The sequence below is a fragment of the Brucella pituitosa genome (assembly GCF_003049685.1).
GTDB classification, from domain to species: domain Bacteria; phylum Pseudomonadota; class Alphaproteobacteria; order Rhizobiales; family Rhizobiaceae; genus Brucella; species Brucella pituitosa.
In genome coordinates, this window is record NZ_PYSY02000001.1 from 1,263,305 (window position 1) to 1,285,259 (window position 21,955).

The following is a 21,955-nucleotide window of genomic DNA, read 5'->3' on the forward strand; positions in this document are numbered from 1 at the left end:
AGGAACTCGTGAGGCGTATCAACAAGGAAGCGTTGGATTCAATCGATAAGTCCTTAATTAGGCAGAGGAAAACTATCCAGGAAACCTTGCCCACGAGCAATCTCCGATAGCGGCCCATCAAAGTTGATTGTAGCGAGTGCTGCCGTCGGGAAGCCAGCTTCGAGCCTTGAAAGGCTTGAGGGTTCACCATCGCCGCAAAGAGCCAATGCAAGGTCTTCCATACTTGGGTTGTGCCCGACCAGCATCAATTGGTCTGAATCTGCATTTTTCTTTATCGCCTGCATATATTCGCCGGCACCGCCACTATAGATCGTCTCATCGATGATCATTTCTGCATCTATTCCGAGCCGTTCAATCAAACCGGACGCAGTTTCGCGCGTGCGGCATGAAGCAGAAAGCAAAACCTTGTCCGGAAAAAGCTTCGACGTCTTCATAGCTTCAGCCAACAGGTTCAATGAGGAGATACCTTCTTCGTCCAGCGGCCTGTCAAAGTCTTTCATTGCAGGCTTTGCCCATATTGCTTTGGCATGGCGGAGGAGAAAAAGACGACTCATTGAGGGCTCCAGAGTGCATTTTGACGCGCTTGCGGCTCAATTCATGCCACATTTTCTGCAAGATTGCTCCGTCTACATGCAGTTTCGGGCAACTTTCTGGTATGACGTGTGAATATTCACAGATAGTTTTGCTACATAATTGGGCATAATCTGAAGGATCGATTGTTCTTCATTTGTAATTATGTTTCTTAAGCAGGCGACTACCTAATAGTTTGAAGTCTTTTATAAAAACAAAATCGAATAAATTACTTTTTAAAATTCAGATGCATATTTTTTCATCAAAATCACACAATTTTGATGAATTAAAAAGTAGTGAGACGTGTGTGTTTGATGTTGTGTCCTTGTTGCTATGGACTTATATAACCGCTCGCGTCTCCTAGATGTGGGGTGATTCAGAATGAGTGAATTGATCGACCTTGACTATAGGCCCACTGAAGACGAGCCGTTCATGAATGAACGGCAGAAGTCTTACTTTCGTGCAAAACTTGTTGCATGGAGGAATGATATTCTGCGCGAAGCGCGCGAAACTCTCGAAGCGCTGCAGCAGGAAAATGCAAATCACCCGGACCTGGCGGATAGGGCATCCTCCGAAACGGACCGGGCAATTGAACTTCGCGCTCGTGACAGGCAGCGCAAACTGATTTCCAAAATCGATGCAGCTTTAAGCCGTATTGACGAAGGGACCTATGGTTTCTGTGAAGAAACCGGCGATCCAATCAGTTTGAAACGACTTGATGCACGACCAATCGCAACGCTTTCTATTGAAGCACAAGAGCGCCATGAGCGCCGCGAAAAGGTCTATCGCGACGATTGATCTTCATCAGGTTGAGTAGAAAATTCTTTAAAGGCTGCGTCTCACGCAGCCTTTTTTCTTTGTGCTCTAATCAGTCAAAAAGTAAGGGTATCAGCCTGTTCGACTGATACCCTTGATTTTAGCCATTGCTTTCAAGCTCATCACTTTCAAGCAATGAGGATTACTTAAAAGTTGCGGGTCTCATTCTTGGTAAGTTCACCGAGAAGTTTTTCCATTTCATCCTCGATGCTGTCATCCGGCTTGCCACCATTCGGAGAGATATCGAGCGACCCCAGAAGCTCTTCTTCGAAAATATCCACTTCCAGCATTTCAGGTTCATTGTCGGCAGAACCAGTAGGGCTTTCTGTTTCAAGATCAGCCATGATGGCATCGTGAAAAGCGCCGCCAAGATCGCCAAGATCATCATCAACCGCTTCCGGGGCTTCCGGCACCGGATTTGAAGGAGCAGAAACTTGCTCTGTCTTGAGGGCAGGCGGCGTGAAATCTGGTGCTGATGAGGTCGTCACCGCCGGGCTTTGTAAAATGTCACCGATTTCAGGAGCTGTTGCCTTTGCACTCGCCGTCACTTCACGCTCTGGCGTAACACCACCAAGATCAGAGGCTGCAACAGTTGCCGCTGCAGCTGCAGCGGCACTGGCACCCAGGCCGGACGTTGAGCTGAGAACCCCACGCGAAACCTGGCTGAGAGGGTAGGCAGGATGCAAGCGTGGTGACTGTGGCTGTTCCGCCGGACGCTCAGCTGGCAGTACCGTGCGTGGTTGTGGCGGATAGTTGGGAGCTGGGCGTGGCGGCTGTGGACGCGCCTGAATGGCGGGTGCCTCAACAGTTTTGGGTGCCTGAGGAGCAACTGGCGTGACGGGCGGGCGTGGAGGAGCGCGAAACTGTGGCGTTTCAGGATTCACCTGCTGAGATGGTGTTTCCCGAACTGGTTCTGATTTGCGCTGCACCGGCGTTTCGATCGGGGAATTCAGTTGAATGGCTTCGCCTTTTTCCACCGCTTGCTGGGTGAGAGCCGGTCGCTCTGTCACCTCGGAAGTGATGCTTGCCTCATGCTGACGAAAACGTTCGATATGTTCCGCTTCGATACGCACGCTTTGCGCACGAGAATTGGCCCGCGATTCCATGACGATATTCTGTTCGACGACCACGTCAGTAGGACCACCGATAAGCAGAAGATGTTCAACATCATCACGGCGGATCAGAACCAGCTTGCGGCGGCTATCCACCGCTGCTGCATCCATAACCGAAAGTCTTGGCTGACGTCCTGTTCGACCGTTCGTGGCAAAAGTTCCACCGCTGAAGCGACGAATAATACTCAGAACAACGAAAATTCCGCCTAAAATGATCGCAAAAATAAGGATGAAGCCGACAATATTTGCCGCGCTTTCTCCAACAAGACCGCTGAGCCATTCCTTCATGCGGGTAACCCTCTCATACTAAAACGAATAATGTCCGGTTGACGGAAACCACAAATTCCCCGCGCTTCAAATCAACGTGACAACTCATGTCTATAGAACACTAGTTCAATTTACCCTGCTTGGGAATGTTCCATCAATTTGCTAGAAACATATGATCCCCAGCCAAAACAGTGCAAAACACCTTAGTAGATGCTGTTTTGAGGTCGGCAAGCTTGTGCTGTCGGGCAATTAACGCATTCTGCGAATCGTATATACCCTGCAATATGCGTCAAAATCTGGCACAAGACATGAAGCTGGAAAACGATGCAGGGAACGTGATTGGTTTTGCTTGATGAATAAGATAGCGCTTGAGCTGGAAGTAACAGCGAACGGACGATTTGTCGTCCATGCAGTTCAGCCAAACAGCATGAAAGGGCAGTGGGCCTGATGTCGCGACAGACGGACGATAATTATCCGAAACCGCTCGTCATGCCGAAGCGTGGCTCAAGCTCAGCTCTAAGGCTCCTGATTATCGGCATTGTGCTGACAGTAGCAGCCCTTGTCTATTTCCTGTTTCGCGACAAGCTCGGTGACGGTTTTGCTATCGTCCTGATGGGCATATTGTCCATGATTGGCGTGTTCTATCTATTTGGCGCTGCCACAGGTCTAATCCAGTTCAGCCAGCGTCATGGCGGGCAGGATCTGGCTCATACCTTCATGGATACGCTGCCAGAAGGAACCGTAATTTCGGATTCCCGTGGCCAGATCGTTTACGCCAATAATTCCTATGCCGGGATGACCGGAGTAGCCACTGCCGACGGCGTACGCTCGCTCGACAATATCCTCACGAATGAACCCGCTGCCTCGGATGCGATCTATCGCCTGACAAATGCTGTCCGCGATGGCCTCTCAGGGCAGGAAGAAGTGCGCATTTCCGGCGGTCTTTCACGTGATGGCCATGGCTCTGCCGCACCAGTCTGGTATCGCATCAAAGCGCGTCCAGTCGATGGCGGACAGGACTTCAAGGGGCAACTGGTCGCCTGGCAGATTGCCGACATTTCCGATGAGCGTGCCGAACAGGAGCGCTTCTTTCAGGAACTGCAGGAAGCGATCAATCATCTCGATCACGCACCAGCCGGTTTTTTCTCTGCTGATCCGGCCGGGCGCATCATCTATTTAAACGCAACGCTCGCGGAATGGCTTGGCGTCGATCTCACCCAATTCACACCGGGTTCGCTTACACTCAACGATATTGTTGCAGGCAGCGGAATGGCGCTCATTAAGGCCGTCAAGGCAGAACCGGGCACCAGCCGTAATACAGTCATCGACCTTGATCTGATCAAGCGCAACGGCCAGAGCCTCGCTGTTCGTTTCTATCACCGGGTTCAGGCCGCACGCGACGGAACACGCGGCACAAGTCGCACAATCGTGCTGGATCGCGCAGAGGGGGATGATTCATCGGCAGCATTGCGTTCTGCTGAAGTGCGATTCACGCGCTTCTTCAATTCAGCACCGATGGCAATTGCCGCTGTGGATGCCGAAGGGCACACATTGCGCACCAATGCGCGCTTCCTCGACATTTTTGCACCCGTTGTTGATCGTGATGCGGTCGATAATCGTGTGAAGCTTGAAAAGGTCGTTCATGAACGTGACCGCGAAACCTTCAATAAGGCACTGGCCGCAGCATTTGCGGGGCAGGCCAGCATTTCGCCGGTCGATACTGTTCTTCCGGGCAATGAAGAGCGCCACATTCGTTTCTATTTGAGTGCTGTCACCGATCTGCGCGAAACCAGCGAAGAAGCTGCCATCATTTCTGCAGTGGAAACTACCGAGCAGAAAGCGCTCGAAAATCAGATGGCGCAAAGCCAGAAGATGCAGGCCGTTGGTCAGCTTGCCGGTGGTATTGCCCACGACTTCAACAACGTGTTGACTGCGATTATCATGTCGTCGGATCTGCTGCTGAGCAATTATCGCGCGTCCGACCCGTCCTTCCCGGACATCATGAACATCAAGCAGAACGCAAATCGCGCGGCTTCTCTCGTTCGACAGCTACTGGCCTTCTCACGCCGTCAGACGCTGCGTCCAGAAGTTCTTGACCTTACCGATGTGCTGGCCGATCTGCGCATGCTTCTGGCACGCCTCGTTGGCAAGGATATCGGTCTTAAGATCGAGCATGGACGTGATGTCTGGCCGGTTAAGGCTGATCTTGGCCAGTTCGAGCAGGTTGCCGTCAACCTGGCCGTGAATGCCCGTGACGCCATGCCGGAGGGCGGCGAGATCACTTTGCGCACGCGCAATGTCAAAGCGTCCGAAGCGGCAAAGCTTAACTATCGAGACCTCCCTGAAGCCGACTATGTCGTCTTTGAAGTTGCAGACAATGGCACCGGCATTCCTGCGGACGTGCTTGAGAAAATCTTCGAACCGTTCTTCACCACGAAGGAAGTAGGCAAGGGGACGGGTCTCGGTCTTTCGATGGTCTATGGCATCATCAAACAGACCGGCGGCTTCATCTATTGCGATTCCGAAGTCGGTAAGGGCACAACCTTCAAAATTTTCCTCCCGCGCCACATTGAAGAAAAGGGTGCGGATAACGCGCCGGTAGCAGTCAAAGAGAAGAAGGTCGAGAAAGCAACTGACCTCTCGGGCTCTGCAACAGTTCTGCTTGTTGAGGACGAAGACGCGGTTCGTATGGGCGGTGTACGCGCACTGCAGTCGCGCGGCTATACTGTGCACGAAGCGGCGTCAGGCGTCGAAGCTCTTGAAGTTCTCGAAGAACTGAACGGCCAGGTCGATATCGTTGTCTCCGATGTTGTTATGCCTGAAATGGACGGCCCGACACTTCTCCGCGAACTGCGTAAGACACATCCGGACATCAAGTTCATCTTTGTATCCGGTTATGCAGAAGACGCATTTGCACGTAATCTGCCAGCCGATGCCAAGTTTGGTTTCTTGCCTAAACCGTTCTCTCTCAAACAGTTAGCGACTGCTGTTAAAGAAATGCTGGAGAAAGAGGATTGATGAAAGTTATCGGTTCGGAAAGCGATGCGTGAGCGCATAATTTCGATTTTCGGCGGCGGACCTGCAGGGTTATTCGCCGCCGAACGCTTGTCGGCGCTTGGGCATTCCGTCACGGTTTATGAACAGATGCCAACCGTTGGGCGCAAGTTTTTGCTGGCAGGCAAATCCGGTCTCAACATCACGCATTCCGAAGAATTTACACAATTTGCGCAGCGCTATGGCGCGAGCAACGATCATCTGTTGCCAGCGTTACAACAATTCACACCACAGAATTTACGCGACTGGGCAGATGCGCTCGGAGCTGAAACCTTTGTCGGTTCATCCGGTCGCGTTTTCCCGAAAGCGATGAAGGCTTCGCCTTTGTTGCGCGCGTGGGTACGTCGATTGGAAGCGCAGGGCGTCAAAGTACTGACCCGTCATAAATGGATCGGCTTCAGCTCTGGCAAGCCACTGGTTCAAACGCCAAACGGAATTGAACCTGTATCGTGCGACGCAGCCCTTTTTGCCTTCGGTGGAGCAAGCTGGCCCAAGCTCGGCTCCAATGGCGTATGGAGCGAAATATTCGCAGAACAAGATATCCAGATTGCACCGATGCGTCCGGCCAATTGCGGTTTCGATGTCAATTGGAGTGACATCTTTGCCGAACGCTTCGCAGGCGAGCCAGTCAAGTCGGTGACGATCACCAGCAAGGCAGGCACAACACAAGGCGAGTTTGTGATTACGCGCGGTGGTGTCGAAGGTAGTCTTGTCTATGCGCACTCCGCCGCTCTGCGCGACGAACTGGAACAAAAAGGGCAAGCCAATCTGGTTCTTGATCTGGCGCCGGGACGCACAATCGAACGATTGACGCATGACCTATCACGACAAGATAAGAAGTTAAGTATCAGTAATATATTGCGAAAAGGGGCAGGGCTGACAGGCGTAAAAGCAGCTCTTGTGCTCGAATTTCAGCGGGAGAAAAACCCGACTATACTCGCACAGACCATCAAATCTCTCGCAATTCCACTTGTTCGTCCTCGACCGATTGAAGAAGCAATTTCTTCGGCAGGAGGCATAGAATGGAACGAGCTCAATGAGCACTATATGCTTAAAAAACTGCCCGGTATGTTCGTGGCTGGCGAGATGGTTGACTGGGAAGCCCCAACCGGCGGCTATCTCCTGACCGCATGTTTTGCGATGGGGCTGGCGGCAGCAAACGGCATCGATAACTGGTTACGAAACAAGGGTTAGATTTCTCAATCATCCGCGATATCGGGGGGCAATATGAAACGCTTTTTGAAAGTTACCGGTTCCATTGTCCTGATAGCCATTCTTGGCGTCGTATTATGGCTGAGCTTCAAGCCCCCGGAGCTTCTTAAAGTCGGCACAGGCTATGCCGCCAAGATTGTCTGCTCCAATGTCTTTCTGGCGCATCGCGATGCTGAGGCCGTACTTGCCGACGATGTGCAGGCACCGGGGCATCCGCTGCTGAAATATCTCAACGTTTCCGTAAACGAGGCGCATCAAAGCGTTACCGTGCACATCTTCGGCTTCTTTGCGCCAAGCAAAGCAATTTATCGTCCGGGGCTAGGCTGCGCCAATATTCATGACGAGGATTTACGTCCCGATCTGCAAATGCCAGCGGATACGGCAGCGCTTATATCCGACATCAGCATCAACCCGACAGTCCAGAACATTATAGAAAACCCGGCGCTAGCAGGGCCGGGCATGCGTGCAATCGCTGTTCTCAAGAATGGTGAAATTATTGCCGAAACCTATGGCAAGGGCTTTGATGCCAGCACTCCATTGCTTGGCTGGTCCATGACAAAATCGATTATGGCGACCTTGATCGGTATGCGCATTGCGGAAGGCCACATGGATCTGAAACGCGACCACTTGCTGCCGGAATGGAACAGTGACGATCGTTCCAAAATTACACTCGCTGATCTGATGGCCATGGAAAGCGGCCTCAAATTTGACGAAGATTATGGTAACGTCACGGACGTGACGCGCATGCTGTTCCTCGAGAACAATATGACTGGATTTGCCGCCTCTCTGCCGCTTGAAGCGGAACCAGGTACCAAATTCAATTATTCGAGCGGCACGGCAAACATCTTATCCAAACTCTATATGGAAAGCTTTAACAGTCGCGATGAAGCAATTGTCTATGCGCAAAAGGCGCTCTTTGAGCCGTTAGGCATCGCGAGCGCCACATTGGAGGCCGATGCCAGCGGCATTTTTGTTGGTTCTTCTTACCTCTATGCAAATGCGCGCGACTGGCTTTATCTCGCGCGATTTCTTCTCGACAATGGTAGGATTGGCGACAAACAACTGTTGCCAGCTGACTTCGTAAACTTCATGCGCCAACCGTCCAAAGCCTCAGAGGGGCGTTACGGATCGGCGCAAGTATGGCTGCAAAGTGCAGGAGTGCATGTTGGTACAGAAGGCATCCCGGCAGATGCCTTCTGGATATCAGGGCATGATGGACAGAGCATTCTCATCGTTCCGTCGATGCAGCTGGCAATTGTCCGCCTTGGTCTCACTCCGTCACGAACTGGATATAAAGTCCCAGAGCTTCAGGCGGCAGTGGTCAAAGCACTTCACTGATCCGGTTTCAGATCAACGAGGTTGAGTTTGCGAAAGTCTCCGCCGCTTGGATTCTGGAATGGATAAAGGCCAAACTCCGGCATGACTGCATAGAGATGATCGAAAATATCGGACTGGATCTGCTCGTAAGAAGCCCAGATTGTTGTGTTCGTGAAGCAGTAGATCTCGAGCGGTAAGCCGTCCGGTGTTGGGTCCATCTGGCGCACAATCAAAGTCATCCCTTTATGAATGCCGGGATGACTGCGCAGATAAGTTTCAACATAGGCTCGGAATGTTCCTATATTGGTAAAACGGCGCGTGTTGACCGGGTTCTTTGCCTTGTCGCCGAGCTTTGCATTCCAATCGGCGATTTCTTTCTCTTTCTTCGATAGATAAGCCGTCAGCTGATCAATGGATGCAAGGCTTTGGAGCTCTTCTTCGCTCAGAAAACGGATCGTCGCCTGATCGATAAACAGGGCACGCTTGATGCGTCGGCCACCCGATTGCTGCATCCCGCGATAGTTTTTCATCGGTTCGGTGATGAGCTTGCGGATTGGAACGGTGGTGATGGTCTTGTCGAAATTCTGCACCTTCACCGTATAAAGCGCGATCTCAACCACATCGCCATTGGCATCGAGGTTTTTCATCTCAATCCAGTCACCGACACGCACCATGTTTGAAGAGGCGATTTGCATACTGGCTACGAGCGAAAGCAGCGTATCCTGAAAAACCAGAATAAGTACTGCGGCCATAGCACCGACACCGGACAGAAGGATGATCGGGGATCGGTCCAGCAGCGTGGCAATTATAAGTACAATTGCCACGATATATATCGCGAGCTTGCTGACCTGAATGTAGCCCTTGATTGGGCGGTCTTTCGCTTCTTCACGGCGGCTATAAAGCGTATCCACAACGCTTAGAAAAGCGCTCACTGTAAATGCCAGGGTCAGAATAATGAATGCCGTTGCAACATTACTGATGATCGTCAGTGCGGTCTGCGGCAACCCGGGCACAGCAGCAATGCCGGACGAAATAATCAAAGCCGGAACGATGTTGGCCAGATGACTGACAACACCGTTTCTTTTCAGTTCCTCATCCTGACCAAAGGCCGTTCTCTGAACAACCCTGTCCAAGACTTTGAGCAATATCGCTTTAATGAGGAAATTTGCGACAAATGCCGCAAGAAAAAGACCGCCAAGGGATGCAACCGTTTGCGCCCAAGGGTGGGCAATAAAGAATTCCGACAATAGACTTTCCCAAATGAAATGTTCGAATGATTTGGTGATTGTTCAACAGTGGTACGTGTATGAACTGCTGAAATCAACCGTTCGCATCATTTCAAATAAAAGCCCCGGCCAGAGGCCAGGACTTTTATCCATACAGTACACAAGGATATAGTTTTACTGCGCAGGAGCAGGTGTTGCTGGCGCTGTAGACGGATCAGCCGCGGGCGCGTCTGTCGCTGGAGTCTCTGTCTCACCTGTAGCGGCTTTATCGGCTACACCGTCGGCAAAGAGTGCAGAACGATCAAAACTAGGTGCCTCGGTCAGCTGCTCCTTCGTGGCCTTGATGACCAACCACTTTTTGCCGTCGCTTCGTGTTGCAAGCTGTAACTGATCAGGGCTGACAGCCACGTCCTTCTCGCCGACACCAAGGAAGCCACCGACACCAATCACGGCTGCCTGAATTTCGCCTTCAGGGCTGGTGATCAAATCGTTGAGCTTACCAACAGAGGCAGCATCGGCGGCGTCGCTCTCATAAACGGTCTGACCGATGAAGCTTGATACAAGGAGCTGTCCGTCCTTCGGTTCAACAAAGCCGATCTTATCGGCATCTTCAGAAGGCGGGCTGCCAAACATGTTCTGGGATGAGACTGGAAGCTCTGCTGCTGCAGGCGCTGCTTCGGTCGGTGCCGGAGTTGCCGTCTGCGCGAAAGCTGATCCACCGATAAACAGTGCACACGTCGTTGTCAGAAGTGTTGTTCTAAGCATAACCATCTCCTTTATACGCTCGGTTGCATTAGTTGAACGTAGAGAGATGAATTGTGTTCCGAATTTTTTATATTTTTTTATGAACAATAAGGATCTGAATAAGAGATATAAATCAGCTTAGAATGTATTTTAAAAATAAAACAGGCCGGTTGAAACCGGCCTGAATTTTATATTCAATCGAAATGCAGATTAACTGCAACCACTTGTAGCGCCGCACGTATCACACTTGAGGCAAGTGCCGTTGCGAACCATGGTGAAGTTCTGGCACTCCGTGCAGCTGTCACCCGTGTAGCCCTGCATCATCGATTTGATACGGCGATCAGCTTCGAGCTTCTTGGCCGCATTCGTCGTTTCTGCACGAGCAGATGCCGCATCAGCTGCTGCCTTGTCAGAGAACAGCTCGGTTGCTGCCTGATTTTCCTGCTGAGGTGCTGGTGTTGCCTGCTCCTCAAACTCGCGCTTGAGTGCAGTCGCCCCTTCAGTAACCAGACCAACTGTGCCCGCGCGCGGGGAGGAGGATTTCAATGTCGTAACATTTGAACCTTGTGGTGCCGATGTAGCCGATCCCTTTGATTCATTGCCGGGCAGGGTGCCGGATGGGGTGTTTGACACCAATGTCGGCTTGTAGCCGCGTGTCCAGCCGGTGGAAACGAGATTGGTTTTGCCTTCCTGAATGCCCTTACCGAGCGCCGTGTTCGAGAAATCGCTCGTATCGACATGAGCGAGATCGTTGCGGCCAAGGTAAGACACAGCCAGTTCACGGAAGACATAATCGATGATCGACGTTGCCGTCTTGATCGCATCATTGCCGATGACCATGCCCGCAGGCTCGAACTTCGTGAACGTAAATGCCTCGACATATTCTTCGAGCGGCACGCCATATTGAAGGCCGAGCGACACAGCAATAGCGAAGTTGTTCATCATTGCGCGGAAGGCAGCACCTTCTTTGTGCATATCAATGAAGATTTCACCGAGGCGACCATTACCAAACTCACCTGTGCGAAGGTAAACCTTATGACCACCTACGACTGCCTTCTGCGTGTAACCCTGACGACGGTTCGGCAGCTTCTCACGCTCATGAACAATCTTTTCGATGACTTTTTCAACGACGCGCTCTGTGATCTGAACAGCACGCGCTGCTGCCGGCGCTTCGATCAGCGCTTCAACCGCATCATCTTCGTCTTCATCGTCCGAGATAAGTGAAGCATTCAGTGGCTGTGAAAGCTTCGAACCATCGCGATAAAGCGCATTGGCCTTGAGTGCCAGCTTCCATGAAAGCATGTAAGCACTCTTGCAATCTTCAACGGTCGCTTCATTCGGCATGTTGATGGTCTTGGAGATTGCACCCGAAATGAACGGCTGTGCCGCTGCCATCATCCAGATATGGCTTTCGACCGAAAGATAGCGCTTGCCGATTTTGCCGCAAGGATTGGCGCAATCAAACACTGCATAATGCTCTTCTTTCAGGAAAGGAGCGCCTTCAAGCGTCATCGCTCCGCAAACATGAACGTTAGCTGCTTCGATTTCCTTCTTGGCAAAACCAATCGCTGGCAGCAATTCAAACGAGAAATCGTTGAGCTGCTCATCGGTGAGCTTGAGCACGTCCTTGCAGAAATCTTCGCCAAGCGTCCACTTGTTGAAAGCGAACTTGATGTCGAATGCGCTTTTCAGAGCGGCATTCAGCACTTCAATCTTCTCGTCAGTAAAGCCCTTAGCTTTGAGTGTCGAAGGATTGACGCCGGGTGCCTGATTGAGATTGCCGTGACCGACAGCATAAGCTTCGATTTCAGCAATCTGGCTTTCCGAATAGCCGAGCGTGCGCAGTGCTTCCGGCACAGCGCGATTGATGATCTTGAAGTAACCGCCGCCAGCGAGCTTCTTGAACTTCACCAGAGCAAAGTCAGGCTCAATACCGGTCGTATCACAATCCATGACGAGGCCGATCGTGCCGGTTGGCGCGATAACTGTTGCCTGCGCATTGCGGTAGCCGTGCTTTTCACCGAGTTCCAGTGCCTTGTCCCATGCAGCGCGCGCGTGGGTGATCATGTCCTGATCAGGGCAATCTTCAGCAATCAGGCCGACCGGATTAACGGCAAGGCCTTCATAACCATCATTTTCGCCATAAGCCGCACGGCGATGATTGCGAATGACGCGGAGCATGCTTTCGGCATTTGGCTCATAGCTTGGGAAAGCACCGAGTTCCTTGGCCATTTCAGCAGAAGTGGCATAGGCAACACCGGTCATGATCGCGGTGAGGGCGCCACAGATCGCACGGCCTTCATCTGAGTCGTAAGGAATGCCGGAAGTCATCAGCAGGCCACCAATATTGGCGTAGCCGAGGCCGAGGGTACGATACTCATACGAGAGACGGGCGATTTCCTTCGAAGGGAACTGCGCCATCATCACAGAAATTTCGAGAACCATGGTCCAAAGACGAGCGGTATGCTCATAAGCGCTAATGTCGAACGAGCCGTCCTTGTTGCGGTAGGTCAACAGGTTGATCGACGCCAGATTACAAGCCGTATCATCGAGGAACATATATTCCGAGCACGGATTGGATGCGCGGATTGGGCCAGCCGCAGGGCAGGTGTGCCAATCGTTCATCGTGGTGTTGAAATGCAGACCCGGATCAGCGGATGCCCAGGCAGCGTAACCGATCTTCTCCCAAAGATCGCGCGCCTTGAGCGTTTTCATCACGCGGCCATCGCGGCGCGCAGTCAGGTTCCAGTCACCGTCAGTTTCGACAGCGCGCAGGAATTCGTCTTTGAGCGAGACGGAATTGTTCGAATTCTGACCCGACACGGTGAGATAGGCTTCCGAATCCCAATCGGTGTCATAGGTCTTGAACTCAATGTCCGTATAACCCTGACGCGCAAACTGAATGACACGCTTGACGTAGTTTTCCGGAACCTGATTCTTCTTTGCAGCCTTGATTTCGCGCTTGAGGGCAGGGTTCTTGGACGCATCAAAGCAATCGTCATTGTCAGCTTCGCAATTAACGCAAGCCTTCATGATCGCTGTCAGATGCTGCTTGACGATCTTGGAGCCAGTGACGAGAGCCGCAACCTTCTGCTCTTCCTTCACCTTCCAGTCGATATATTCTTCGATATCCGGATGGTCGACATCGACAACCACCATCTTGGCTGCGCGACGTGTCGTGCCACCAGACTTGATCGCACCCGCTGCACGGTCACCGATCTTAAGAAAGCTCATCAGGCCGGAAGACTTGCCGCCACCCGAAAGCTTTTCACCAGCACCGCGCAGATGCGAGAAGTTGGAGCCGGTGCCGGAACCATATTTGAACAGACGTGCTTCACGAACCCAGAGATCCATGATGCCGCCTTCATTGACGAGATCATCACCAACCGACTGAATGAAGCAGGCATGTGGCTGTGGATGTTCGTAAGCGGACTTGGATTTCGTCAGCTTGCCGGTCTGCCAGTCAACATAGAAGTGCCCCTGACCCGGGCCATCAATACCATAGGCCCAATGCAGGCCAGTGTTGAACCATTGTGGGCTGTTTGGTGCGACACGCTGCGTTGCAAGCATATAAGCGAGTTCATCGCGGAAAGCGCTCGCATCTTCTTCTGAGTTGAAGTAGCCGCCCTTCCAGCCCCAATAGGTCCAGGTGCCCGCCAGACGATCAAAAACCTGACATGCATCCATTTCAGAACCAAAACGCTCATCTTCCGGAAGCTTGGACAGAGCGTCTTCATCCGGAACCGAGCGCCAGAGCCACGATGGAACATCGTTCTCTTCAATTTTTTTCAGACGGGCAGGGACTCCGGCTTTGCGGAAATATTTCTGCGCAAGAATGTCTGCGGCAACCTGGCTGAACTGCGCCGGGACATTGATGTCCTCAAGGCGAAACACCACCGAGCCATCGGGATTCTTGATCTCACTGGTCGCCGTGCGGAATTCGATCTCCGCATAGGCCGACTGGTTTTCTTTCGTAAAACGGCGTTCGATCTTCATCTGTCCCATCCAAACGTTCTATATATAGTAGCCAGACTGATCAATTTCAGCCCTAATTCAGCCTTGGCGTGCCAGCCACAACAGGTGTCCTGCATATTCGTTTCGAACGTCCTCCCTGTGTGGGAGGGCAGTCGTGTTAAGGAGCGTGCTCCTCGATAATTTCTCGGCCAACCTTGCTCACGAAGGCATGATTGGTGTTCCAGCCGTAAGGCCGGTCTTATTCGAAGTCATGCGAGTTTGCGGATAAGGTTTTTCCTTATCTGGTATGTTATCATGATTGAAAATACTAAATCTAGTATTAATCCGACATCAACACCAACAAAACTCATCTTTCCTGCCAAGCTAAGCCTCTGAATTTCAGACGCAAAAAATCCCGCGCGATAAACATCTTTTCGACGCACCGCCCGTTACTGACTCGACTAAATTGAAGAAAAGGCCAACACAACCTGACGCCCGGCCACGCTACTCACGCAACGATCATTCCATAAAAAACGACTCGGAGATGAGCGTCAAGCTTTGGTTTACCATATGGCTTCCAACGCTAGATATTGTGAGAAAGTGCTGGGGGCAAATGTGGATAACGGGGAGAATGACAGTTATATGAAGGGGAAAAGAAATCCTCCCCACAGGCCCGAGGCCACCGTTGGTTTGAAACTCGCTCAACAAGAGCAATGACCTTCATCCCATCTAATCTAGTTTGACGGTCAAGCCAGCGTTGCGGCTGGTGGTCTGAATTCGACATTTACATCCCTCGATTACAAGCTCGGACAAATGTCGAAATCAAAAAGACCACTGGCAAGTTTACGAATCTAGTGGATTTTTCGAATTTGACGTTTGAAACTGCGTTGCAGTCGGTCGGGGTTAAAACGTCAAATTCATTCCACTAGGATAGATAAGTGCCATTTATCTCCAACTCCGGCTAAGCCTGAGTTCTTATTCGTTTATATTTTTCCAGGGGGAAACTTGAAACCTTTGTTAATGACATCTGTGCTTTTTACAGCACTCTCTCTCACCGCCTGTACAACCACGCCCGCTTCCAATTCAGCCTCAGTAATTACCTCTGATGCCTGCGGAGCTTCGCAATATCAAAAATTGGTTGGCGGCCCATCCTCTGCGACAACAGGATTAACAATCCCGGGAGATTCACGTCATTATGGCCGTGAAGAGCGTGTCGCAACCGATAAGCCTTCGCGTCTAAATTTCGTTCACAGCGGGACCGCGACCGAATCCGTAATTAATCCGAAATCTACTGTGATACGCGTATTTTGTGGGTAAAATCCCAATAAAGCTCCGATAACCGGGAACAAAAGTGGAATCGTGATCTATTTATTGCAGATGTCACGACATTCCTGGGCATGCCTCAATCATTTCAATTGAGGCATGCCCAAAAAATATTCTTTAAAATGCACTAAACAGATTATTCAGCGGCAATTGCCATACGTGAACCGTCAAAATCCAACAGAATGCGCTTAAGATCGATTTCATCGACCCGCTCGGCTGCTTCACGCGGGGAAACCCACTCGCAAACACGTTGATCACGTTCCGGCCAATCCTTAGCACGCTCGATAAAGTGCAGAGCGTAGACCGCAACCGTAAACTGGTTGATGCATTCTGGTGGCAGGTCGCTCTTGCAATAATCAAAGCTCCCGATTGGCTGAGATAATATCTCACCACGTACGCCAGCTTCTTCATAAGCTTCGCGAGCAGCCGTCTCCGCAAGCGTGCGGCCAACTTGTGGCCATCCCTTGGGAATCACCCAACGGCCGGTTCCACGACTGGTGATGACAAGAACCTGCAATTCATGCGCTTCGTAGCGGTACACAAGTGCCGCAACTTGTTGCAAACGACCGGAAGGCGTCAGAATACGCTTTTCCGTTGCAACAAATTTTTTAGCCTGTGTTTTCACTGCGAAAGTCCCACCATTTTCCAAACAGAATGGATTGATTCGCCAAAATGACAATGGATTTGTTCGCCACTGCCTCACAATAAAAGTCGAAAATGCTTTTATTTTAAAGGGCTTGCTGAAATTTGCGGGCGCACAGCTTCAAATCAGTACTGTGCAGTCCGCCTCCATCTTATTTCGGCAGACTTTCAATATAGTGTGATTGCGGCGGTTTTACCACCGCAACCTACCTTCATTTATTTTCGTTTAGAGCGCGTTTTGATCTCATTGGATCAGATCGGCGCTCTAAATATTTATTTTAACGCGCATCTTTGTCCGAAAACCGTTTCACACTTTTCGGGATGCGCTCTAGCCGCGCTTACCGCCAGCAATCGGTTCCTGATAGGTGAAGCCCATATCCCATGGGAAGTAGATCCAGGTATCCTGCGAAACTTCCGTCACAAAGGTATCGACGAGCGGGCGTCCCTTTGGCTTCGCATAAACGGTAGCAAAATGCGCCTTTGGCATCATTTCGCGGACGATAGCGGCGGTTTTACCCGTGTCGGTCAGGTCATCAACGACGATGACACCTTCGCCACCATTTTCGAGCAGCGGAGCGCTGATTCCCTTGAGAATTTCCATTTCGCCCTGCGATGTATAATCGTGATAGGACGCAACGCAGACCGTTTCGATCAAACGAATGCCGAGCTCACGGCAAACAATAGCAGCCGGGACCAACCCACCACGCGTGATTGCGACAATGGCACGCCATTCGCGGTCCATATCGGCAATACGCCAGGCAAGCGCACGGGCATCGCGGTGGAACTGATCCCAGGAAACGGGAAAGGCTTTATCGGGCAACGACATCGAAACGCTCCATGGAAAATCCGGGAGTTTCACTCCGGACCTGTCAAACCAAAAATGCGCGATGGCAGTTGCCAGTCGCGCTGAACTGTCTGGATCTGCAGCTTTCCTTCATGCGCGCACAACACTTTAAATGCATGCAGCACAGGTACGAAAAGGCTTTCCGCCCGGCAATTTCAGCGCCGGGAAATGCTGATAACCGCAAATAGGCCTATCTTGCAAGAGCGGCGTGAGATCGCAGCCCATCCCTTTATTGAAATTGAGCTAAATAATTGCCGGAAATGAAACGCCGACCTGACAAACAGGTCAGCGTTTTGTGAAAATGGTCTACTGCATAATTTAAGCTGTTAGAGCGACCTTTGTGTGCTCAATGGAGCGCACGGCGTCTAACGGGCGAAAAGCGTCAGGATCGGCAAATCGTTAAGCATCGCGCGGGTCACGCCACCAAAAACAAGCTCACGAAGCCTGGAGTGGCTATATGCTCCCATGACCAAGAGGTCAGCGCGCTGCGCAATGATGTGCTCACGCACCACATCCTGTGCATAACGATTATGCGATGGAAGCGGAGTTACGCTGACATCCAGCCCATGACGAGACAATGCTTCGGCAAGATCACTTCCAGCAAGCGCTTCATCTTCGCCTTCGCGTTCAGGCGGGTCGACCCAGATAATTTCCGTACGGCTTGCATGTTTCATCAGAGGCAGAGCATCAAAAGTTGCGCGCGCGGCCTCACGCTTGCCATTGAACGCGACAACGATACGATCCAGCGCCTCCATTGCATGAACCGGTGCATAGGGCACCAACAGTACGGGGCAGCTGGAGTGAAACACCAGCGTATCAGCAGTTTCATCATTGGTTGCCGGATCATCCGGGTCCGGTTGACCGGCAACGAGCAATTCAGCGCCAAGACATGAAGTCAAAACACCGTCAGCAGCAGTGCCCGTTTCAGAGCGGGTGACGCGAAACTCGTGGTTAGCGCCCTGACGACGCATCTCTTCTTCGAAAAGGTGCTTCAGACGCTCTGAGATCTCTTTGTGCTGCTTGTCGTGCAGCTCAAACATGCCTGGATCTATAAACCCGTTGGGATCGGCATACACAACAGGAGAGGGAACAGAGTAAAGTCCTATGACGTGAATGTCAGGCATTCTGCGCATCAAAAGCTCAACTGCAGACAAAACCCGCTTCAACTCGGCTTCACTGCGGGAATAGGCGACCACCGTCTTGTAGGACATATTAGTTCTCCTTCCAGCTATATTTCCATTTTATCATATAATGCGCAGAAACAAATAGTTAGAGCCGCTCCGAGGGCTCCATTTTAAATTAAGCCGCGCCCTGAGATTGCAAGGTGGCAATCATTGTTTCGATCGCAGACACCGCAATGTCAATTTTAGCCACATCACTGCCGCGCACGACCAGTTCGGTGCTGAAACGGCCATTCTCGAATTTTGGATAAGAACCGATGATCGTTTCAGGATTTTCTTTCTGAATTTCTGTCAACGGCGCACCAATCACGCCTTCGCCAAACGGACAACGCACAGCTTTTGAGAATAGTTTCCGTCCAGTTTTCAATGTTGGCAGAACATTATCGAGCATCGCCTGAAATACCGAAGGCACGCCTGCCATGACATAGACATTGCCAATATGAAATCCGGGCGCAGTCGATACTGGATTATCAATATGCTCGGAGCCTTGTGGCATGCGAGCCATACGCTTGCGGGATTCCGTGAACTCCAGATCACGCTTGGCGTAATTCGCGGCAAGCATTTCCATTGCCTTCTCATCATAGATACAAGGCACTTCAAAAGCACGTGACACCGCGTCTGCAGTAATATCGTCGTGGGTAGGGCCAATGCCGCCTGATGTGAAAATATAATCGAAACCCGGTCGCAGAGCGTTGAGCGCTGAGACTATGGCGTCTTCATCGTCGGGAACGATGCGAACTTCTTTGAGATCGATGCCAGCAGCGGTCAGCACATCGGCCAGATGTCCGATATTCTTGTCTTTCGTTCGTCCTGAGAGAAGTTCATCGCCAATTGCAAGCATTGCAGCCGTGACGGCTTGCTGCGGGGTATTCGTCATGCCCAAACTCCATTCTGTGTCTTCACAGTTAATCCCCGGCAGAAGAATGCTGCAACTGGTTTTCTGTGTTTTTCAAAATGAAGACCCCGCATGTGACTGTTTGTTTTCACTATAACTTTTATTCCTCGAAATCGTTGCGGGCGATTTGTTGAATATTTTCTGCATCACCCTTCAGGCGATTTCCACTGTCAGCAAAACCAGTTGTTACAACAGTGGGAAACAGCTTGAATTTGCTTCACAAATCATGACATAGAAATCCCATGCTGCGGTCGTGGCGAAATTGGTATACGCAACGGACTTAAAATCCGTCGCCTTTTAGGCTTGCGGGTTCAAGTCCCGCCGACCGCACCACAGCCCTCTGGAAGCCTTTTGATTTCAGATAGTTGATTGATTACAAGGACTTGTCGTTGCCCTATCGCTACAAAGGGCGCTACAAATGACACTTCATATGGCTGGACTGACACGAGCTAAAAATGGGGATTGGTTTTCTCGAAAGACAATCCCCTCTGATATTCGTGAAGCTTACCAAAGAGCACACGGGATTCGGCAGGAGGAGCGCTTCCGAGTTCCTTCTAATGCTCCAATAAGCCAAGCAAAACTCGCGCATATAGAATGGCTTGCAACGATTGAGGCTCGCATTACTGCGATACGTGCTAATCAATCGGGTGAGGCCGTAACACTGAGCAATCGCCAAATGCATGAGTTGGCTGGTCGCTGGTATGATTGGTTTATCGCTCAGAACTCCGAAAAGGAGTCACCAGTCGCAGATTTGGATTTGGTCTATGAACGATACCAAGATGCACTTGAGGCTGCTGGTGAAGCCCCTCAGGCATTTTTAGGTTTTAATGAGCAAGGGCGAGGGGCACACCATGCGGCAAAGGTTCGTGCGGCCGTAATTGAAGCTTCCCGCCTGCTTTCATTCATCGCCATGGAACAGGTTGTGTTGACCACGGATGCTTTCAATTCATTCGTGGATACAATCGAACCTGATTTTGTAGCGGCCCTGAGTGTTCTCCGTAGACGCGCATTCGGAGATTATAGTGCTGATCTTCACAGAAACCGTTTCCCTCAGGCTGCAACTAACAATGAAAGCCAGCCGCAACCAAGAGTAAAGCTTTCGGGCTGGAACGTCTGGCAAGCTTTCGAGGCGTGGGTGCAGGAGAGAATGCCCGCATCTTCAACCGTAAATCGTTGGCGCGGTGTCTTTCTTGATCTTGATGCATTCCACAGCAGCAAAGACATAGCGTTGTTCACTGACGACGATGCGGTTAAATGGAAGAATAAGCTTATGTCGACCGGTAACCTCAGCGGACGTACCGCTAATGAGGTTTATCTAACCGCAGCTAGCCGTGTTTTTGGATGGGTTAAATCTCAGAAGAAAATCTCGTCAAACCCGTTCGAAGGCGTCAAGGTTTCCGCCAAAAAAGCCAAGAACACGAAGACAGAATTTCAGGAAGAGGACGTAGTCGCAATCCTGAAAGCAAGCCTTGCACCACAGCCAAAGCACATGAAGGCTCATCGTCGTTCGGCAATTCGTTGGGTTCCTTGGATTTGCGCTTACACAGGCGCTCGACCCGGAGAAATCACACAGCTTCGTAAACAGGATATTGAACAGCACCGAGAAGGCTTCTGGACGCTAAGCATTCTTCCCGAAGCCGGGACAGTGAAGGGCGGTGAACCTCGCCATGTGCCCTTGCATGATGACTTGGTAACCCAAGGTTTTATCGACTTTGTGAAGGCTGCGAAAGCTGGTCCCTTATTCTATGACCCCAGCGGCGAGCGGAAGACCACCAAGGAAGATACGCTTAACCCACCACGTCCCCAGTATGTCATCGCCCGTCAGAAGCTAGGTGATTGGGTTCGTAAGCTTGGTATCGATGATAAACGTGTCAGTCCTAATCACAGTTGGCGACATACCTTTAAGCGCAGAGCGGCAAGAGCTGGCATAGAGCAACGCATCCGTGATGGCATGTGCGGTCACACTGCTGACCATGTTGGGGCGATATATGAGCTTCCAACGGTTGAAGATTTAGCTAATGCTATCAAAGCCTTTCCTGCATATTCTCTAGTGAAATCCGAAGAACGCTAACGGGAGCCTCATGGCAGGCTCATGTCCTTCATGCTGGTTTACCTCCGGCATGTCTTTGGATTCCCGTGCGTCTGCTTGGTGGCTCCTCACCATGTCACTCACTCACATGCAGGATATGTATATAATGAACGCTCTTATCTCTTCGGCTTCCCAGTCTGCCTATAATCTTGTTTCGGATGCCCGTGACAGCCTCAGCGGAATCTTTAGCCTCCAGCATCGCGGCTTCTGGTTTCGCCTGCCGTTCACCAAGCTCAGCCTTTGGGTTGAGTGGCGGGAATGCTCGGTCGGCTATGGCTGGCAGAAGAATGACACGGCAGACCTTGAGTTTTTTTGCGGGCCGCTTACAGGGCGTATTCTCTTTAGAACGGAAATGAGGGGCGGCGATGTTTTTTGCAATCGTAGCAGGCGTAGTCGCTTATTTTGCAACGCTTCTCATTCTGCTGCTGATCTTCATTCCACTTCGGGAGCATGTGCAGGCGTTAGCGGTTTTGCGAGTGCCGCCTTACAGCACTTTGTTTAAGTGGTCGATTTTGGCGGTAGCTTGGTATGCTGCATATCGGGCGTTTATTGCGGCGTGGTGAAAGGCTCAAAACAATTACCCCCCGCCATAAGGATATTGCAATGGATGCAATGTCTGCAAATTAATTACCCCTCACCATAGACAGCTCGCAACGCGTCGAGCTTCACAGCGACAATAACAAGGTCACCTCAGGGTGGCCTTTTTCAT

General features: G+C 51.2%; 15 protein-coding genes and 1 tRNA gene. 7 read left to right on the forward strand and 9 right to left on the reverse strand.

Going from position 1 to position 21,955, the window contains the following annotated elements:
* Positions 1-53: 53 nt before the first annotated feature.
* On the reverse strand, positions 54-554 hold the full coding sequence (locus C9380_RS06225) for a SixA phosphatase family protein (RefSeq protein ID WP_128093218.1): 501 nt from the start codon (positions 552-554) through the stop codon (positions 54-56).
* 397 nt (positions 555-951) lie between these two features.
* Between C9380_RS06225 and dksA the strand changes: the two genes are divergently transcribed.
* Complete coding sequence (gene dksA, locus C9380_RS06230; RefSeq protein WP_024898699.1) at positions 952-1,368, forward strand: RNA polymerase-binding protein DksA; 417 nt, start codon at positions 952-954, stop codon at positions 1,366-1,368.
* A gap of 164 nt (positions 1,369-1,532) precedes the next feature.
* Here the strand turns inward: dksA and C9380_RS06235 are convergent, their stop codons facing one another.
* Positions 1,533-2,786 (reverse strand): flagellar biosynthetic protein FliO, encoded by a 1,254-nt coding sequence (locus tag C9380_RS06235; protein ID WP_128093219.1) that lies wholly within the window; start codon positions 2,784-2,786, stop codon positions 1,533-1,535.
* A 426-nt stretch (positions 2,787-3,212) separates the two neighbouring features.
* On the opposite strand from C9380_RS06235, the gene cckA reads away from it, so the two are divergent.
* From cckA to C9380_RS06250, 3 genes are read left to right on the forward strand one after another with little or no spacing between them, the layout of a single operon-like run.
* Entirely contained in the window at positions 3,213-5,783 is a 2,571-nt protein-coding gene (gene cckA, locus C9380_RS06240) for a cell cycle histidine kinase CckA (RefSeq protein WP_128093220.1), read from the forward strand.
* Between the two features lie 24 nt (positions 5,784-5,807).
* Positions 5,808-7,013, forward strand: a complete 1,206-nt coding sequence (locus C9380_RS06245) for a TIGR03862 family flavoprotein (RefSeq protein WP_128093221.1) — start codon at positions 5,808-5,810, stop codon at positions 7,011-7,013.
* 33 nt (positions 7,014-7,046) lie between these two features.
* Positions 7,047-8,369 carry a serine hydrolase domain-containing protein gene (locus tag C9380_RS06250; protein ID WP_128093222.1) on the forward strand — a complete coding sequence of 441 codons (1,323 nt, stop codon included), beginning with the start codon at positions 7,047-7,049 and terminating at the stop codon, positions 8,367-8,369.
* Here the strand turns inward: C9380_RS06250 and C9380_RS06255 are convergent.
* The 7 genes from C9380_RS06255 to C9380_RS06285 all read right to left on the reverse strand — a co-directional run bounded on the left by C9380_RS06255 (position 8,363) and on the right by C9380_RS06285 (position 19,139).
* Positions 8,363-9,595 carry a mechanosensitive ion channel family protein gene (locus C9380_RS06255; protein WP_128093223.1) on the reverse strand — a complete coding sequence of 411 codons (1,233 nt, stop codon included), beginning with the start codon at positions 9,593-9,595 and terminating at the stop codon, positions 8,363-8,365. The two genes, C9380_RS06250 and C9380_RS06255, sit on opposite strands and share 7 nt — an antisense overlap.
* Positions 9,596-9,748: 153 nt before the next feature.
* Positions 9,749-10,339: a PRC-barrel domain-containing protein gene (locus C9380_RS06260; protein ID WP_128093224.1), complete on the reverse strand. Its 591-nt coding sequence runs from the start codon at positions 10,337-10,339 to the stop codon at positions 9,749-9,751.
* Positions 10,340-10,528: 189 nt separating this feature from the next.
* Complete coding sequence (locus C9380_RS06265) at positions 10,529-14,314, reverse strand: vitamin B12-dependent ribonucleotide reductase (RefSeq protein ID WP_128093225.1); 3,786 nt, start codon at positions 14,312-14,314, stop codon at positions 10,529-10,531.
* 1,417 nt (positions 14,315-15,731) lie between these two features.
* Complete coding sequence (locus C9380_RS06270; protein WP_024898691.1) at positions 15,732-16,220, reverse strand: NUDIX hydrolase; 489 nt, start codon at positions 16,218-16,220, stop codon at positions 15,732-15,734.
* A gap of 345 nt (positions 16,221-16,565) precedes the next feature.
* On the reverse strand, positions 16,566-17,063 hold the full coding sequence (gene gpt / locus C9380_RS06275; protein ID WP_007875001.1) for a xanthine phosphoribosyltransferase: 498 nt from the start codon (positions 17,061-17,063) through the stop codon (positions 16,566-16,568).
* Positions 17,064-17,446: 383 nt separating this feature from the next.
* Positions 17,447-18,292: a universal stress protein gene (locus tag C9380_RS06280; RefSeq protein WP_100558980.1), complete on the reverse strand. Its 846-nt coding sequence runs from the start codon at positions 18,290-18,292 to the stop codon at positions 17,447-17,449.
* Positions 18,293-18,380: 88 nt separating this feature from the next.
* Positions 18,381-19,139, reverse strand: coding sequence for a competence/damage-inducible protein A (locus tag C9380_RS06285; protein ID WP_024898894.1), 759 nt, complete (start codon positions 19,137-19,139; stop codon positions 18,381-18,383).
* A gap of 265 nt (positions 19,140-19,404) precedes the next feature.
* On the opposite strand from C9380_RS06285, the gene C9380_RS06290 reads away from it, so the two are divergent.
* The 3 genes from C9380_RS06290 to C9380_RS06300 all read left to right on the forward strand — a co-directional run bounded on the left by C9380_RS06290 (position 19,405) and on the right by C9380_RS06300 (position 21,809).
* A tRNA-Leu gene (locus C9380_RS06290) sits at positions 19,405-19,490 on the forward strand.
* Positions 19,491-19,587: 97 nt separating this feature from the next.
* Positions 19,588-21,228: a tyrosine-type recombinase/integrase gene (locus C9380_RS06295; protein WP_164844636.1), complete on the forward strand. Its 1,641-nt coding sequence runs from the start codon at positions 19,588-19,590 to the stop codon at positions 21,226-21,228.
* 383 nt (positions 21,229-21,611) lie between these two features.
* Positions 21,612-21,809: a hypothetical protein gene (locus tag C9380_RS06300; protein ID WP_128093227.1), complete on the forward strand. Its 198-nt coding sequence runs from the start codon at positions 21,612-21,614 to the stop codon at positions 21,807-21,809.
* Positions 21,810-21,955: the final 146 nt, after the last annotated feature.

Coding starts and splice junctions, on each gene's coding strand:
- C9380_RS06225 (WP_128093218.1), bottom strand. CDS start 554: ATGAGTCGTCTTTTTCTCCTCCGCCATGCCAAAGCAATATGGGCAAAG.
- dksA (WP_024898699.1), top strand. CDS start 952: ATGAGTGAATTGATCGACCTTGACTATAGGCCCACTGAAGACGAGCCG.
- C9380_RS06235 (WP_128093219.1), bottom strand. CDS start 2,786: ATGAAGGAATGGCTCAGCGGTCTTGTTGGAGAAAGCGCGGCAAATATT.
- cckA (WP_128093220.1), top strand. CDS start 3,213: ATGTCGCGACAGACGGACGATAATTATCCGAAACCGCTCGTCATGCCG.
- C9380_RS06245 (WP_128093221.1), top strand. CDS start 5,808: ATGCGTGAGCGCATAATTTCGATTTTCGGCGGCGGACCTGCAGGGTTA.
- C9380_RS06250 (WP_128093222.1), top strand. CDS start 7,047: ATGAAACGCTTTTTGAAAGTTACCGGTTCCATTGTCCTGATAGCCATT.
- C9380_RS06260 (WP_128093224.1), bottom strand. CDS start 10,339: ATGCTTAGAACAACACTTCTGACAACGACGTGTGCACTGTTTATCGGT.
- C9380_RS06265 (WP_128093225.1), bottom strand. CDS start 14,314: ATGAAGATCGAACGCCGTTTTACGAAAGAAAACCAGTCGGCCTATGCG.
- gpt (WP_007875001.1), bottom strand. CDS start 17,063: ATGTCGTTGCCCGATAAAGCCTTTCCCGTTTCCTGGGATCAGTTCCAC.
- C9380_RS06280 (WP_100558980.1), bottom strand. CDS start 18,292: ATGTCCTACAAGACGGTGGTCGCCTATTCCCGCAGTGAAGCCGAGTTG.
- C9380_RS06285 (WP_024898894.1), bottom strand. CDS start 19,139: ATGACGAATACCCCGCAGCAAGCCGTCACGGCTGCAATGCTTGCAATT.
- C9380_RS06295 (WP_164844636.1), top strand. CDS start 19,588: ATGGCTGGACTGACACGAGCTAAAAATGGGGATTGGTTTTCTCGAAAG.
- C9380_RS06300 (WP_128093227.1), top strand. CDS start 21,612: ATGTTTTTTGCAATCGTAGCAGGCGTAGTCGCTTATTTTGCAACGCTT.